At 51.9% G+C, this 16,678-nt stretch carries 12 protein-coding genes; 9 read left to right on the top strand and 3 right to left on the bottom strand.

Translation table 11 applies throughout. From position 1 onward, the window contains the following. Positions 1–528: 528 nt before the first annotated feature. The 3 genes from dapB (at position 529) to carB (ending at position 6,207) form a co-directional block, all read left to right on the top strand. On the top strand, positions 529–1,350 hold the full coding sequence (gene dapB / locus ACQKDS_RS00775) for a 4-hydroxy-tetrahydrodipicolinate reductase (RefSeq protein ID WP_399664735.1): 822 nt from the start codon (positions 529–531) through the stop codon (positions 1,348–1,350). A 468-nt stretch (positions 1,351–1,818) separates the two neighbouring features. Beyond that, positions 1,819–2,967: a glutamine-hydrolyzing carbamoyl-phosphate synthase small subunit gene (gene carA / locus ACQKDS_RS00770; protein ID WP_399664737.1), complete on the top strand. Its 1,149-nt coding sequence runs from the start codon at positions 1,819–1,821 to the stop codon at positions 2,965–2,967. Between the two features lie 18 nt (positions 2,968–2,985). Beyond that, complete coding sequence (gene carB / locus ACQKDS_RS00765) at positions 2,986–6,207, top strand: carbamoyl-phosphate synthase large subunit (RefSeq protein WP_399664739.1); 3,222 nt, start codon at positions 2,986–2,988, stop codon at positions 6,205–6,207. Between the two features lie 69 nt (positions 6,208–6,276). Here carB and ACQKDS_RS00760 read toward each other — a convergent pair whose 3' ends face one another. Then, positions 6,277–6,588 carry a ubiquitin-like protein gene (locus tag ACQKDS_RS00760; protein WP_399664741.1) on the bottom strand — a complete coding sequence of 104 codons (312 nt, stop codon included), beginning with the start codon at positions 6,586–6,588 and terminating at the stop codon, positions 6,277–6,279. A 398-nt stretch (positions 6,589–6,986) separates the two neighbouring features. On the opposite strand from ACQKDS_RS00760, the gene kefF reads away from it, so the two are divergent. Both kefF and kefC read left to right on the top strand, forming a co-directional pair. Then, the gene (gene kefF / locus ACQKDS_RS00755; protein ID WP_399664744.1) at positions 6,987–7,544 is read left to right on the top strand and encodes a glutathione-regulated potassium-efflux system oxidoreductase KefF; all 558 of its coding nucleotides are present in this window, start codon (positions 6,987–6,989) and stop codon (positions 7,542–7,544) included. Further along, positions 7,537–9,390, top strand: coding sequence for a glutathione-regulated potassium-efflux system protein KefC (gene kefC, locus ACQKDS_RS00750; RefSeq protein ID WP_399664746.1), 1,854 nt, complete (start codon positions 7,537–7,539; stop codon positions 9,388–9,390). Before kefF ends, kefC begins: the two co-directional genes overlap by 8 nt. Before the next feature lie 55 nt (positions 9,391–9,445). On the opposite strand, the gene ACQKDS_RS00745 is transcribed toward kefC, so the two are convergent. Then, positions 9,446–10,060, bottom strand: coding sequence for a LysE family translocator (locus ACQKDS_RS00745; protein ID WP_399664748.1), 615 nt, complete (start codon positions 10,058–10,060; stop codon positions 9,446–9,448). Positions 10,061–10,188: 128 nt separating this feature from the next. On the opposite strand from ACQKDS_RS00745, the gene ACQKDS_RS00740 reads away from it, so the two are divergent. From ACQKDS_RS00740 to ACQKDS_RS00725, 4 genes are all read left to right on the top strand, one after another. Next, a complete protein-coding gene (locus ACQKDS_RS00740; protein ID WP_399664751.1) occupies positions 10,189–10,983 on the top strand; it encodes a threonine/serine exporter ThrE family protein in 795 nt (264 codons plus the stop codon). After that, positions 10,980–11,444, top strand: coding sequence for a threonine/serine exporter (locus ACQKDS_RS00735; RefSeq protein WP_399664754.1), 465 nt, complete (start codon positions 10,980–10,982; stop codon positions 11,442–11,444). The genes ACQKDS_RS00740 and ACQKDS_RS00735 overlap by 4 nt, the downstream gene beginning before the upstream one ends. Positions 11,445–11,775: 331 nt before the next feature. Beyond that, positions 11,776–12,258 carry a type 3 dihydrofolate reductase gene (gene folA, locus ACQKDS_RS00730; RefSeq protein ID WP_399664757.1) on the top strand — a complete coding sequence of 161 codons (483 nt, stop codon included), beginning with the start codon at positions 11,776–11,778 and terminating at the stop codon, positions 12,256–12,258. 340 nt (positions 12,259–12,598) lie between these two features. Next, the gene (locus ACQKDS_RS00725) at positions 12,599–14,488 is read left to right on the top strand and encodes a PhoX family protein (RefSeq protein ID WP_399664760.1); all 1,890 of its coding nucleotides are present in this window, start codon (positions 12,599–12,601) and stop codon (positions 14,486–14,488) included. Positions 14,489–14,531: 43 nt separating this feature from the next. Here the strand turns inward: ACQKDS_RS00725 and fdhF are convergent, their stop codons facing one another. Next, on the bottom strand, positions 14,532–16,676 hold the full coding sequence (gene fdhF / locus ACQKDS_RS00720; RefSeq protein ID WP_399664762.1) for a formate dehydrogenase subunit alpha: 2,145 nt from the start codon (positions 16,674–16,676) through the stop codon (positions 14,532–14,534). Between the last annotated feature and the right edge of the window lie 2 nt (positions 16,677–16,678).

Here is a 16,678-nt window from a genome sequence, read left to right as displayed (position 1 = left end):
GGCTCCCCGTTTTTACATTCATCGGTTGGTAAAACGCCCCATATTAGGGTTCCGCGGTCTGTGTGCTTTATCCGTCACGGCCAAATGGTAAAGGCAGTAGAAACGCCGAGGATTCGTCCAATGCCATCATATGGGGCTATTATCCGCAATAGAAACTGCATGATTATGTACCATCAACGCCTACAGCAGCCAAGGTTGAATGGTATTCGATTGATAGTGTTACTGATAAAAAGGCGGCGATATCATTATTTTCTTATCATGATTTAAATCCACTGGTGGTGATAAGGCAGGGCAGTTACCCTGAAACGATATGTCCGTAAAATCGACGGTGCTGGCGCCGTTGACGCAGCCGAATGGTTAGTTTATCAGGCTAATACATATCATTCTGGCTGTTCACGGTATGAGCTTGCAAGAACGTGGTTCGAATCGATACCCGATCCATTGGTTATACATTGACGCTCTTGATGAGAAATCCAATGATGCTGGGTCGGTGAGATAGACGTCAAATCACAAAAGAGAGAGAGAACAATGACTGATTCACAAATCCGTATCGCGATTGCGGGTTCCGGTGGCCGTATGGGGCGTCAATTGATTCAGGCTGTCCAGCAGGCGCAAGGCGTGGTGCTCGGGGCTGCCTTAGAGCGCCCAGGTTCGAGCCTGGTAAATACTGATGCGGGTGAGCTGGCGGGCGTGGGGGCATTAGGTATCAAGGTTAGTGACAGCCTCGATAACGTGGTAGATGACTTTGATATTCTTATCGATTTCACCCGTCCGGAAGGTACGCTGGCGCATTTGGCATTTTGCGTGGCGCATAACAAAGCCATGGTGATTGGTACTACCGGCTTTGACGATGCCGGTAAAGCGGCAATTCGTGAAGCGGCCAAACAGATTGGCATCGTTTTCGCGGCTAATTTTAGCGTTGGCGTTAACGTGGTGCTAAAACTGCTGGAAAAAGCCGCCAAAGTGATGGGCGACTACACCGATATTGAAATCGTTGAAGCACATCATCGGCATAAAGTAGATGCGCCATCAGGCACTGCCTTGGCCATGGGGGAGGCGATCGCTGATGCATTAGGGCGTGATTTGAAACAGTGCGCGGTGTATGCACGTGAAGGTTACACCGGAGAGCGTGAACCGCACAGTATTGGTTTTGCCACCATTCGTGCGGGTGATATTGTCGGTGAGCACACCGCGATGTTTGCCGACATCGGTGAGCGGGTAGAAATTACGCATAAAGCGTCAAGTCGCATGACATTTGCGAATGGTGCGGTGCGGGCGGCTAATTGGCTTGCTAACCATCAAAATGGCCTATTTGATATGCGAGATGTGCTAAATTTAGATGAGTTGTGATTGATCTTTATTCGGATAATGTGTTTTATTTTAATTTAACTTTTTGAAAAGTAGGGTGATATTTTATCACTCTATTTTTTTAACATGATAAATGGGTATTTCGATTAATTTTTATTAATTACTGTTGTTTTTCTGCATTAACTACCGTTTTATCATCATTTATTCACCCTCGATACTTTTTCTCGCCCTTTTAATCTCTGTGGGACATGGTTTTGCTGTCATAATTTCTCGCAACCGTTTACAAACTCAAGTTTGCATGTGTTTTCGTGGCTGATGCGGTGATAAAACCACGAAAACAGCAAAAATAAGATAAAAAATGGCGGTTGGAGTAGACAATCTAGGCTCGCATCATTAAAATGCGCCCAATTTGCCAAAAATTAGCCTTGAGGGCGGTTTTTGCATTGATTTAGATCGTGTTATCTGAATTAATATGCAAATATTGTGATTTATTATTCCTCGGAGGGTGTTTTGATTAAGTCAGCGCTATTGGTTCTGGAAGACGGAACCCAATTCCACGGTCGGGCCATCGGGGCAGAAGGTACGGCAGTGGGGGAAGTGGTCTTCAATACGTCGATGACCGGCTATCAAGAAATCCTCACTGATCCTTCCTACTCCCGCCAGATCGTTACTCTTACTTATCCTCATATCGGCAATGTCGGCACCAATACTTCCGACGCAGAATCCTCCGCTGTTCACGCTCAAGGTCTGGTTATTCGCGACCTTCCCCTGATTGCCAGTAATTACCGCAGTGAAGAAAACCTATCCGACTACCTCAAGCGCAACAATATTGTGGCGATTGCGGATATTGACACCCGCAAACTGACGCGTCTGCTGCGTGAAAAAGGCGCACAGAACGGCTGCATTATTGCCGGTGACGCGCCGGATGCCGCATTGGCACTGGAAAGAGCGAAGGCTTTCCCTGGTTTGAAAGGTATGGATCTGGCAAAAGAAGTCACCACCCAAGAAGCTTACCCTTGGCAGCAAGGGAGCTGGACGCTGGAAGATGAGCTGCCAGCAGCTAAAGCAGAATCCGAGCTGCCGTTCCACGTCGTGGCCTATGACTTCGGCGCAAAGCGCAACATCCTGCGGATGCTGGTGGATCGCGGTTGCCGCTTGACGGTGGTACCGGCGCAGACCTCGGCTGACGAGGTGTTGAAAATGAATCCTGATGGCATCTTTTTATCTAACGGACCGGGCGATCCTGAGCCATGTGATTATGCTATTGCCGCTATCCAACAGTTCCTTGAAACCGACATTCCGATCTTTGGCATTTGCTTGGGTCACCAACTGTTGGCGCTAGCCAGCGGCGCGCAAACGGTGAAGATGAAACTCGGCCATCACGGCGGCAACCATCCAGTAAAAGACCTGGATAACAACACGGTGATGATCACTGCGCAAAACCACGGTTTTGCCGTTGACGAAAATAACTTGCCTGCGACGCTGCGCGTAACTCACAAGTCACTGTTCGACCACACGGTGCAGGGTATTCATCGCACTGATAAGGCAGCGTTCAGCTTCCAAGGCCACCCGGAAGCCAGCCCAGGCCCGCACGATGCAGCACCGTTGTTCGATCACTTCATCGAACTGATTGAGACTTACCGTTCCAACGCCAAATAATCAGGAGCCATAATAGCCATGCCAAAACGTACAGATATAAAAAGCATCCTGATCCTCGGCGCTGGCCCGATTGTTATCGGCCAGGCATGTGAATTCGATTACTCGGGAGCACAGGCGTGTAAGGCGCTGCGTGAAGAGGGTTACCGCGTTATTTTGGTTAACTCGAACCCGGCAACCATCATGACCGACCCAGAAATGGCCGATGCCACCTACATCGAGCCGATTCACTGGGAAGTGGTACGCAAAATCATCGAAAAAGAGCGCCCAGACGCGGTATTACCGACCATGGGGGGGCAGACGGCGCTGAACTGTGCGCTGGAGCTAGAACGTCAAGGCGTATTGGCGGAGTTTGGTGTGACCATGATCGGTGCGACAGCCGATGCCATCGATAAAGCCGAAGACCGTCGTCGTTTTGACGTCGCCATGAAGAAAATTGGTTTAGATACTGCACGTTCCGGCATTGCACATAATATGGAAGAAGCGCTGGCCGTGGCGGCCGACGTCGGTTTCCCGTGCATCATCCGTCCGTCCTTTACCATGGGCGGCACCGGTGGCGGTATCGCCTACAACCGCGAAGAGTTCGAAGAAATTTGCGAACGCGGTCTGGATCTGTCGCCAACCAACGAACTGCTGATTGATGAATCACTGATCGGTTGGAAAGAGTACGAGATGGAGGTGGTGCGCGATAAGAACGACAACTGCATCATTGTTTGCTCCATTGAAAACTTTGATGCCATGGGTATTCACACCGGCGACTCGATCACGGTTGCACCAGCACAAACGCTGACCGACAAAGAATACCAAATCATGCGTAACGCCTCGATGGCGGTATTGCGCGAAATCGGCGTGGAAACCGGCGGTTCTAACGTACAGTTTTCGGTTAACCCGAAAACTGGCCGTTTGATTGTCATCGAAATGAACCCGCGCGTGTCACGCTCCTCGGCGTTGGCATCGAAAGCGACCGGCTTCCCGATTGCTAAAATCGCGGCCAAACTGGCGGTGGGTTATACCCTCGACGAACTGATGAATGACATCACCGGTGGCCGTACTCCTGCCTCCTTCGAACCGTCCATCGACTACGTCGTGACTAAAATTCCTCGCTTCAACTTTGAGAAATTCGTCGGTTCCAATGACCGCCTGACGACCCAAATGAAATCGGTCGGCGAAGTGATGGCGATTGGCCGTACCCAACAAGAATCCTTGCAGAAAGCATTGCGTGGCTTGGAAGTGGGCGCAACCGGCTTCGATCCGAAAGTGAGCCTGGACGATCCTGAGGCGTTGACCAAAATCCGCCGCGAATTGAAAGATGCCGGTTCTGATCGTATCTGGTATATCGCAGATGCCTTCCGTGCTGGCTTGTCAGTTGATGGCGTCTTCAACCTGACCAACATTGACCGCTGGTTCTTGGTGCAGATTGAAGAGCTGGTGCGCTTGGAAGAGCAGGTCGCAGCGACTGGTATCAACGGCTTAACGCCGGAATTCCTGCGTACCTTGAAACGTAAAGGCTTTGCCGATGCGCGTTTGGCAAAACTGGCCGGTGTCGCGGAAAGCGCGGTGCGGAAATTGCGTCACGGTTACGGCTTACACCCGGTTTACAAACGTGTGGATACCTGTGCGGCCGAGTTCTCCACCGATACCGCCTACATGTATTCCACTTATGAAGAAGAGTGCGAATCTAACCCGACTCACGATCGCCCGAAAGTCATGGTGCTGGGCGGTGGCCCGAACCGCATCGGCCAAGGCATCGAGTTTGACTACTGCTGCGTGCACGCTTCCTTGGCGCTGCGCGAAGACGGTTACGAAACCATTATGGTTAACTGTAACCCGGAGACCGTCTCTACCGATTACGATACCTCTGACCGCCTCTACTTCGAGCCGGTTACGCTGGAAGACGTGCTGGAAATCGTGCGCATCGAACAGCCGAAGGGCGTCATCGTGCAGTACGGTGGTCAGACGCCGCTGAAACTGGCGCGTGAGCTGGAAGCAGCAGGCGTACCGATTATCGGCACCAGCCCGGATGCTATCGACCGTGCTGAAGACCGTGAGCGTTTCCAGCAGGCGGTTAACCGTCTGGGCTTGAAACAGCCGGCGAACGCCACCGTGACGGCGATTGAACAGGCGGTGGAGAAGGCTGCCAGTATCGGCTATCCGTTAGTGGTACGTCCTTCTTATGTGCTGGGTGGCCGCGCGATGGAAATCGTCTACGACGAAATCGACCTGCGCCGTTACTTCCAGAATGCGGTGAGCGTGTCTAACGATGCGCCCGTGTTGCTGGATCGTTTCCTGGATGATGCGGTGGAAGTGGACGTCGATGCCATCTGTGATGGTGAGCGCGTGTTGATTGGCGGCATCATGGAACACATCGAACAGGCGGGCGTGCACTCTGGCGACTCCGCGTGCTCATTGCCTGCGTATACGCTGAGCAAAGAAATCCAGGATGTGATGCGTCAACAGGTAGAAAAACTGGCTTTCGAGCTGCAAGTGCGCGGGTTGATGAACGTGCAGTTTGCGGTTAAGGACAACGAAGTTTACCTGATTGAAGTTAACCCGCGCGCCGCACGCACCGTACCGTTCGTCTCTAAAGCCACCGGTGTGCCGTTGGCGAAGGTGGCCGCGCGCGTCATGGCCGGTAAAACCTTGGCTGAACAAGGGGTAACGGAAGAGGTGATCCCACCTTATTATTCGGTCAAAGAGGTGGTGCTGCCGTTCAACAAATTCCCTGGCGTTGACCCGATTTTGGGGCCAGAAATGCGCTCTACCGGTGAAGTGATGGGCGTGGGGCGCACCTTCGCGGAAGCGTTCTCCAAAGCGATGCTTGGCAGTAACTCTGGGATGAAGAAACAGGGGCGAGCGCTATTGTCAGTACGTGAAGGCGACAAAGCGCGGGTGGTGGATTTGGCCGCTAGCCTGTTGAAGCAAGGCTTTGAACTGGATGCGACCCACGGCACGGCAGTGGTGTTGGGCGAAGCAGGGATTAATCCGCGCTTGGTCAACAAGGTACATGAAGGTCGTCCACACATTCAGGACCGTATCAAGAATGGTGAGTACACTTACATCGTCAATACGACGGCCGGGCGTCAGGCCATTGAGGATTCCAAACTCATTCGCCGCAGCGCTCTGCAATATAAAGTGCACTACGACACCACCCTGAATGGCGGCTTTGCTACCGCAATGGCATTGAAAGCCGACCCAACCGAGCAGGTAACATCGGTGCAGGAAATGCACCAACGCATTAAGTAGTTCGTTAATAATGCAAAGGCGCTGCTCAGCCAGCGCCTTTTTTATTGGGGAAGTATCAATTATTGTGGGTTAACCTGCTTTCAACCTCAATTCTAATTTTAGCTTGCTACCGTCCCCAATACCGTAATCTGTAAGCGTTTTGCTGTTTTCTAATTGATTGTTATTAAAAAATAATTTTTGTTGATCAACGGGGATGCCTTGTTTATCAGCGAACTTTTCTTTGACGGCAGTAATGCTGTCGGTTGGATTCACGGTCAACGCATGATTTGTTCCCGTGAGCGTAACAATAGAAATTTGCATGGCGAGAACCAACTGTGGCAGTAGCGCCAAGCTCGTGATAAACATGATCAATATTTTCTTGAATAGATTAATATTATTCATTTATAAGCTCCGTAATTGATAATGAACAAGACTGATGTGATAGTGAAAAAGAATATCAGAACCTGTCATTTCATTAGTCATTTATGCAGATAATGGTCATGTGTTTAGTTAATAAAACCACTAATAGAGCCTAGAACAAGCTTTAGCAACCAACAAGTCGTGGTCAAAAATAAGAGGTAATTGAGGACGATTGAGGAACAGGTAACGGATTTTATCGGTATTAATAATTAATATATTTTTATGTTTTTACTGTGGAATATTGTTTGAAGATTATGAAAACAGTGTGCGTTAAGATGTAATAATTATTTATATTGAATTGAGCTCCGCAGTTAATGGCTGCATTACTGGTCTAGCTAACGGGGCTTCGCCTTAAAACCGTTTGCAACAATGAGCAACGCATGATTCTGATAATCTACGCCCACCCTTATCCTCGACACTCTCATGCTAATCAGTGCTTATTGCAGGCGGTGAAGGATATTCCTGAGGTTGAAGTTCGATCGCTATACGAACTTTATCCCGACTTTAATATTGATATTCATGCGGAACAGCAGGCACTGGCGCGAGCCAAACTGGTGGTGTTACAGCATCCGATGCAGTGGTACAGCTTGCCGCCGTTGCTGAAATTATGGATCGATAAAGTGCTGGAACACGGCTGGGCCTACGGCCACGACGGTAACGCCTTGGTGGGTAAAGATTGTCTGTGGGCGGTAACCAGTGGCGGCGATCGGCATCATTTTGAGCTGGGTGATTATCCTGACTTCGCCGTATTAGCGCAGCCGTTACAGGCAACGGCGATTTACTGTGGAATGAACTGGCAGCCCTATTTTGCCGTGCATAATACCTTCACCTGTGATGAAGCGGCACTGCAGGCGGCTGGAGAAGCCTATCGCCACCGGTTAATGCACTATCTGATCAACGCTGAACAGCCGCTGGCGCAGGGAGCCGAAAATGGATAATCACGGCATGATGATTGAAGGCCTGATCTATTTGGGATCGGCCGGGTTGCTGGTGCCGATTGCGGTGCGTCTGGGCTTGGGGTCGGTACTGGGCTATTTGATCGCCGGTTGTATTATTGGCCCGTGGGGATTGAAGCTGGTATCGGATGCGGAATCCATTCTGACCTTCGCTGAAATTGGCGTGGTGCTGATGCTGTTTATCATCGGCTTGGAACTCGATCCGAAACGGCTTTGGACGCTGCGAGCCTCGGTGTTTGGCGGCGGCGGGTTACAAATGAGCTGTTGTGGCCTGGTATTGAGCGCCTTTTGTTACTTCCTGGGGCTGGATTGGAAAGTAGCGCTCTTGATTGGCCTGACGCTGGCGCTTTCTTCCACCGCGATTGCCATGCAGGCAATGAGTGAACGCAACCTGACGTCTTCACCGGTTGGCCGTAGCGCGTTTGCGGTGTTGCTGTTCCAGGATATTGCTGCGATTCCGCTGGTGGCGATGATCCCGCTGTTGGCCAACAGTGGGGCGGAAACCACGGCAGGCGCGTTCGCACTGTCAGCGGCGAAAGTGGTTGGGGCATTGGCGCTGGTGGTATTACTGGGTCGCTATGTCACGCGGCCGCTGCTGCATTTTGTTGCGCGCTCCGGTATGCGCGAAGTCTTTAGTGCCGTGGCGCTGTTTTTGGTATTCGGCTTCGGTATTTTGCTGGAAATGGCCGGGTTATCGATGGCGATGGGGGCATTCCTTGCGGGTGTGCTGTTGGCCAGTTCCGAATACCGTCATGCGCTAGAAAGCGATATCCAGCCGTTTAAGGGATTATTGCTCGGTCTGTTTTTCATCGGTGTTGGCATGTCGATTGATTTTGGCACCTTGTTTAGCCACCCGTTGTTGATCGCCTCATTGTTACTGGGCTTCATGTTGTTGAAAGCCGCGATGTTATGGCTGGTTGCGCCGGTGTTGGGCGTGCCAAAGCGTCAGCGCGGGCTGTTTGCCATCTTGCTTGGACAAGGGAGTGAATTTGCGTTTGTGATTTTCGGTGCCGCGCAAATGTCGGGCGTGTTGCCGCAGGATTGGGCGAAATCACTGACTTTAGCGGTGGCACTGTCTATGGCCGCGACGCCGTTGCTGTTAGTTATCGCCGCCCGACTGGCGAAAAGTGCGCCGAGAGATGAACGCCCGGCCGATGTGATTGATGATGAGAATGCCAGCGTGATCATCGCCGGTTTTGGTCGTTTTGGGCAGATAGCCGGTCGTTTACTGTTGGCTAACGATGTTCACGCGGTGATATTAGATCACGATCCCGACCACATCGAAACATTGCGTAAATTTGGCACCAAAGTGTTCTATGGTGATGCGACTCGCGTTGATCTACTGGAAGCGGCCGGGGCGCAACATGCCAGTGTGTTGATCAATGCGATTGATGACGTTGACGCTAACCTGCAATTGACTGAGTTGGCGAAACACCACTTTCCGCATCTTAAGATCGTGGCGCGAGCCCGCGACGTGGATCACTGGTATCAACTGCGTCAGTTGGGGGTGGAAAGCTCAGAGCGTGAAACGTTCGAAAGTTCGCTGCGGGTTGGCCGAAAAACGCTGGAACTGCTTGGGCTAGACGCCTATGAAGCGCGGGAAAAAGCGGATACTTTCCGCCGTTATAACCGGCAAATGCTGGAAGCAATGATGGAAAATTACGAGGATACCGAATTCCGTATCGCCACCTTGCAGCGGGCGAAGGAAATGCTCAGCAATGCTATCGAACAGGATCAAACGCGGCTGGTGCGCGAGCAGCAGACCGGTTGGCGTGGCAGTATTGATGGCAAAGCACCGGAGGAAGACAGCGTGGCCACCAAAGGGTAACGCGTCAATCGTGAGGAGAGGGGCGGCATTGTTTTGCCGCCCCCTGAGCGTTGGCTTAACTGAGGGCGACTTTAATGCCCAAGGCAATGAGCATCCCGCCCAGTAGTTTATCGACAATTTTTTGCGTTTTTTCCAGACCGCGCCGCATTGGCCCGCTCTGAATCAGTAGAACCAGCGCAGGCCACCACATCATCGACAGGCCAAGAATAATCCCCGCATACCACAGCTTTTCGTTAATCCCGGAATCGATCTGTAATACCTGGGTGAACACCGCTAAGAAGAACAGCGTGGCTTTTGGGTTCAATAAATTACACAGGTAGCCCTGTACGAAGGCACTTTTCAGGCTGGTCTGCTGCGGCGATAGCGTACTGACGTTCATTTTACTGCCACCCCGCGACAGCAATGCCTGAATGCCGACCCAAATAAGGTATATCGCCCCGGCGTATTTTAATAAGTTAAACAGCCAAGGCGTGGTGGTAATCACTACCGCCAGCCCGGCAACGCAATACGACATATGGGTCGCGACGCCGCAAATCACGCCAAGTGCCGTCATCATGGCAGCCAAACGTTGATAACGGGCGGCATTCTTGATCACCAAGAAAAAGTCCGGCCCCGGCGATAGCATTCCCAAGGTGGCGATCCCGGCCACAAACAGCGAGGTTTCAAGCATGGTCACAATCCCAATAAAAATACGTCATGACGCTGATAATAACGTCGCTGACCCTGATGCGCATCAATCCATTGCAGGCATATTAAGCAATATGATGAACATTCATTCAGGGCGAAGTACGGTGCGGTATGAAACAGCAAGCAACGCTGCCGGAAGCTAACCGGCAACAACGAGAAATCACCCGGCTGTGTATTCAATGTGCATTACTGCTGTTACAGCACGGGGCGGAAAGTATGGTGGTTGAACAACTGTCAACGCGGCTCGGGCTAGCGTTGGGTATGGATAGCGTGGAAAGCTCAATTTCTGCCAACGCGGTGGTACTGACGACTATCAGTCACGGCGCCTGCCTGACCACCACACGCAAGAATGCCGATCGGGGCATAAATATGCAAATAGTCACTGAAGTGCAGCACATTGTTATTTTGGCTGAGCACCGTATTGCGGATGTGCATGAGGTAGCGAAACGCTTCGATAAAATCCGCCCGCTGCGTTATCCGCGTTGGTTAGTGGTGCTGATGGTGGCGCTGTCTTGCGGCTGTTTCAGTATGCTCAACGGCGGGGAACCTGATGCCTTTGCCGTCACCTTTGTCGCCAGTGGACTGGCGATGTTCGTACGGCAGGTGTTGACCGCACGACACATGAATCCATTGATTAACTTCTGCCTGACGGCGTTCGTTGCGACTTCGGTATCCGGTTTACTGTTGCGCTTGCCGATCTTTAGCCAGACCGCCAGTGTGGCCATGGCGGCCAGCGTATTGCTGTTGGTGCCTGGTTTTCCGCTGATTAATGCAGTAGCCGATATGTTCAAAGGCCACGTTAATACTGGGCTGGCTCGTTGGGCGATGGCGAGCTTGCTGACGCTGGCTACCTGTATTGGAGTCGTGATGGCGATGTCGTTATGGGATCTGCAGGGGTGGTCATGAATTTACTCTGGGCGTTATTACAGGACATGTTGTTAGCTGCGGTGCCCGCACTGGGGTTTGCCATGGTATTTAATGTGCCCTCGCGGGCGCTACGTTATTGCGCATTGCTTGGTGCGATTGGCCACGGTTCGCGGATGTTAATGATGTCTGGTGGGCTGAATATTGAATGGGCATCGTTTCTGGCTGCAATCCTGATAGGTATTATTGGCATATATTGGTCACGTTGGTTATTGGCCCATCCAAAAGTGTTTACCGTGGCGGCGGTGATCCCGATGTTCCCCGGTATTCCCGCGTATACGGCCATGCTGTCGGTGGTGGAGATCTCGCACCTTGGTTATAACGAAGCGTTAATGGCGGTGATGGTGACTAACTTTCTTAAGGCATGTTTTATTGTTGGCGCCTTGTCGATCGGCCTGTCTCTGCCCGGTTTATGGCTGTATCGCAAGCGTCCGAGCGTTTAGCTTATTAATGGTAATTATTAGCTGCTCTGATAAGAGCTGTCTTATATATTCATATTGCTTGTTTGCCCTATCGACGGCTGATAGGGCTTTACGTATAGTGTCACCCATCTTGCTACCCTCACTCTCCTTCTTTCACGTTGCCGGGGTGTGGGGTGGCTTTAGTAACAGGCTCATCCGTGGGCCTCTCCCCTGCGGGGCGCTGCAAACCGCGATCAAATCTGCTAGTGCAGATTTGCCACTCCGGTCATTGGGTAGGCCAAGCTTCCGTGGGTTCATTCAGTTGCCGCCTGCCTGCAACTTGACATCTATTGGGCATACACAGGGTTAAACAATGATTATCAGCCTGATCGCTGCCTTGGCGGCAGATCGTGTAATCGGTATGGAAAATACCATGCCGTGGCACCTCCCGGCAGATTTGGCGTGGTTCAAACGTAACACGTTGAATAAGCCGGTCATTATGGGCCGTAAAACCTTTGAATCAATCGGTCGCCCGTTGCCCGGCCGCCATAACATCGTTTTGAGTAGTCGGCCGGGCAGTGAAACCGGCGTAACTTGGGTCAGCTCATTGGATGAGGCTTTGGCGGCTGCCGGTGATGTGGCCGAAGTGATGGTGATGGGCGGTGGGCGTATTTACACTCAATTTTTGGCACGCGCCAATCGCATGTACTTGACGCATATAGATGCTGAAATCGGTGGCGATACCCATTTTCCCGACTACGAGCCGGATGAGTGGGAAACATCGTTCAGTGAATTTCATGATGCAGATGAGCAGAACTCGCACAGCTACTGCTTTGAGATTTTAGAACGTCGCTAAACGGTCGCAGATTTCACGCGGCTTTGATGTCCGCGGGGGTTATGACAATGCCAATGACGTTCATCGTCTGATGGCACGAGCGACCTGAGTCTGGCATAACGAGGGGCGCTGCGCGGGCTTACGCCACCACGACCCGTGTTCTGTCTAATAACACGTTTTGTCTACCGTCTGTAGGGCGCAAGCAATTGCGCCCTTGCTGTTTCTCTCGCCTTAATTCTCTCATCGATTAAATTTGTAACATTTTCGTCACACTTCCTGATTAGTATGAAGCCCAACTTTGAGCGCCTCGGCAACTCTGGTGAACATTATTCGTGGCGATGTCTAACAGGAAGCTAAAATCATGACCAATAAAATTGAGCAACTCAATGCCGATCGTCTGATCGACCCCACTCGCCGTAAGCTGCTATTGGGCAGTGCGGGTGCCGTTGGCTTGGCAGGATTCCTCGGTGGTGGCATTTTGAGTGTTTCAACGCAAGCGCTGGCCGAGAACTTACCGGTCAATAAACTGCTGGGTTTCAAAGGAATTGCGGCCTCGACCGCCGATGAAGTGGCGATCGCGCCCGGTTATCGAGCCGACGTACTGATTTCATGGGGCGATCCGTTGGTTGAGGGGGCCGTTGCCTTTGATCCGCATGGCGGAAACAGCGCTGCCGAGCAAGAGAAACAGTTTGGTGACAACAATGATGGCATGAGCTTCTTCCCGATTGACGAGCATCACGGCGTGATGGCAATCAACAACGAATACGTTAACGAGCAATATCTGTTCGCCCACGGCGGCGATAAAGCCATCAATCTGGAGGATGTGCGTAAATCCCAGGCGGCGCACGGCGTGTCGATTGTTGCGGTGAAACGTATTGGCGATAGCCAGCGTTGGGAAGTGGAGCGCCCTTCCCGTTATAATCGCCGTATTACCGCAAATACTGAAATGCAATTTAGTGGCCCGGCAGCAGGGCACCCGCTGTTGCAAACCGCAGCCGATCCTTCTGGCCGTAAGGTTTTAGGCACCTTCGGCAACTGTGCGAATGGTAAAACGCCGTGGGGGACTTACCTGACGTGTGAGGAAAACTACGATACCTATTTTGGCACCCAGCAGGCGGACTATAAAACCACACCTGAACAACAACGCTATACGCTGGATCCAAGCAAACCAGAACGTAACTGGTCTGATTTTGACGCCCGTTTTGATGTAGGAAAAAATCCCAATGAATTCAATCGCCACGGTTGGATCGTTGAGATTGATCCGATGAACCCCACTTCGACGCCGATCAAACATACCGCGCTGGGCCGTTTCAAACATGAAAATGCGGCGGTGACGGTCGCAAAAGATGGTCGTTTAGTGGTGTATATGGGCGATGATGAACGTGGTGAGCATATCTATAAATACGTATCGAAAGGGAAAGTCGATATCGCCAATCCTGCGAACAATCGCGGACTGCTTGATGACGGTATGCTTTATGTTGCTCAATTTGACGGCGACGCCAACGGCACGCCGCTAAAAGGCACGGGACGTTGGATTGCACTGGAATTCGGCAAAAATGGTCTGACGCCGGAGAATGGCTTCCGTGATGCAGCAGAAGTGCTGATCTTTGCCCGTAAAGCAGCGGCGCAGGTGGGGGCAACCAAAATGGATCGACCAGAATGGATCGCTGTTAACCCGCACGATGGGCGTGCCTACTGCACCTTGACTAACAACAGTAAACGTGGCGAAGAAGGCATGCCATTGAATGCCGCTAATCCGCGGCCGAAAAATGTTTATGGCCAAATCATTCGTTGGGATGAGGGAGGCGATGCGGCGGCAGAAAACTTCTCTTGGGACATTTATGCCCTTTGCGGCAACCCGATCGCCTATCCACAAGGTGTGAATCGCGGCACGCCGAATATCACAGAAGAAAACACCTTTAACAGCCCTGATGGTTTGGGATTTGACCATGCTGGACGGCTGTGGATCTTGACCGATGGCAAGTATAGCAATAAGGGCGATTATCAAGGGCAAGGGAATAATCAGATGTTGGTGGGCGATCCGCAAAGCGGAGAGATTCGCCGCTTTATGGTGGGGCCAAAATCCTGTGAACTGACCGGAATTACCTTTACGCCGGATTATAAAACGATGTTCGTTAACGTTCAGCATCCTGGCGAAGAAGGCGATTCACACTTCCCGAATAATAGCCCGCGCCCACGTTCTTCGGTGTTAATGATTACCCGTGAAGACGGGGGCGTCATCGGCGCATAAACCTCACTAATCCGCACAGGTGGCCAACCTGTGCGGAGTCAGACTAGGCTAACGCTGCACTTTTCAGCCGGTTTTTCAGCGCTTGATACTCCGTTTTCACATAACTTTCAGCACCTTCCTGATCGATAATCGGTAGCAGATGCACGGCACAGTGTTTGTACTCCGGCGTTTTTGAAATGGGATCCAGATGATCCAAAGTCAATTCGTTACATGCGCCAATCCACCATTGGTAAGTCATGTAAACGGCACCCCGGTTGATGCGTTCGCTTAGCGCCGCGCGGCTGATGACTTTGCCACGGCGTGAAGCCACCCACACCAGCTGTTGATCTTCGATACCAACGGCTTCGGCATCTTGAGGGTTAATCTGCACATAACCCGGCTCGTCAGCCAGCGTTTGCAGCGCGCTACAATTGCCGGTCATCGAGCGACAGCTGTAATGCCCCACTTCGCGTACCGTACACAATACGAAGGGAAACTCTTGGTCGGTTTTTTCCTGTGGCGGCAACCATTCACTGGTGCATAGCAAGGCTTTGCCACCGGGGCGGGAAAATTGATTACCGTGATACAGATAAGAGGTACCGGGGTGGGGCTCGTCAGGGCATGGCCATTGCACATAGCCAAAGCCTGCCAATTTGTCGTAACTGGCACCGGCAAAGAGTGGGCATAGTGCCCGCATTTCGTCCCAGATTTGTTCGGTATTATCGTAATGCATCGGATACCCGAGCGCACTCGACAGCAAACTGATGATCTGCCAGTCAGTCTTGACGTCGCCTTGTGGCTCAACGGCTTTGGCAAAGTGTTGGAAACCGCGATCGGCGCTGGTATAGACGCCTTCGTGTTCCCCCCATGAGGTCGCCGGTAGGATAACGTCTGCCATGGCGGCGGTTTTCGTCATAAAAATATCCTGGACGACGATCAGTTCCAGTTCATTAAATGCCTGGCGCATGAGGGAAAGATCCGGCTCGGTCTGTAACGGATCTTCGCCCATGATGTAATAGGCTTTCAACTCACCATTAAGTGCCTTATGGGGTACGTCGGTGATGGCGCAGCCGATTTCGCCACTCAGAGCCGGCACTCCCCAGGTTGCCGCGAATTTTTCCCGCACGGCTTCGTCGCTCACCGATTGATAACCGGGGAAGGTATTCGGTAAAGCACCCATATCACAGGCACCTTGAACGTTATTTTGCCCACGTACTGGCCCGACACCCACGTTTGGCCGCCCCAGATTACCGGTTAACAGTGCTAATCCGGCAAGGCCTTTGACCACCTCGACGCCTTGCCCCCACTGCGTGACGCCCATGCCCCACAGCAGAGTGGCATTGCTGGCGTTGGCGTACATCACCGCGGCATCACGAATTTGTTGTGCTGGCAGGCCGGTAATCTCAGATACATACTGAGGCGTGTAGCGTGAAACGATGCAGCGAAACGCCTCAAATCCTTCGGTATGCTGCGCGACGAACTGACGATCGTATAAGCCTTCCTCAATGATCACGTGCGCTAAACCGTTAACCAGTGCCATGTTGCTACCGTTACGCAGCGGCAGCCAGAGATCGGCGAGACGGGCGGTTTCAATATGACGTGGATCGCAAACAATAATTTTGGCGCCGTTTTGTTTGGCTTTTAGGATACGTCTGGCGACGATCGGGTGTGAATCGGCCGCGTTGTAGCCAAAGATCAGCAAACAGTCGCTGTTTTCGATCTCTGCTATTGAATTGCTCATGGCACCGTTACCCAACGTCGCCTGTAAACCGGCGACAGAAGGGCCGTGGCACACCCGTGCGCAGCAGTCGATATTGTTGCTGCCCAACACGGCACGAACGAATTTTTGCATCAGATAATTGGTTTCATTGCCTGGCCCGCGTGACGAGCCGGTTACCATGATCGATTGAGCGCCATGCTGTGCCTTGATAGCCGCCATCCGTTCGCTGGTGTAGCGAATAGCCTCTTCCCAACTGACGGGTTCTAGCGCGCCGCCCCGTTGGCGGCGAATCATTGGTTGGCGTAAGCGAGGTGTTAGCAGTTGGGTATCATTCAGGAAGTCCCAGCCGTAATAGCCTTTTAGGCATAATTCACCTTGATTGGTGACGCCGTTGGCACCTTCAGCGCCGACTATCCGACCGTTTTCCACCAGCAAATTAAGTTTGCAGCCGGAGCCGCAGTAAGGGCATACCGTGAGTATTTTTTCCATTT

This window comes from Serratia sp. NPDC078593, from assembly GCF_050268245.1.
Classification (GTDB): domain Bacteria; phylum Pseudomonadota; class Gammaproteobacteria; order Enterobacterales; family Enterobacteriaceae; genus JBNNGK01.
Note: the sequence above shows the minus strand (reverse complement) of the source record. Positions and strands in the feature narration are given on the sequence as shown.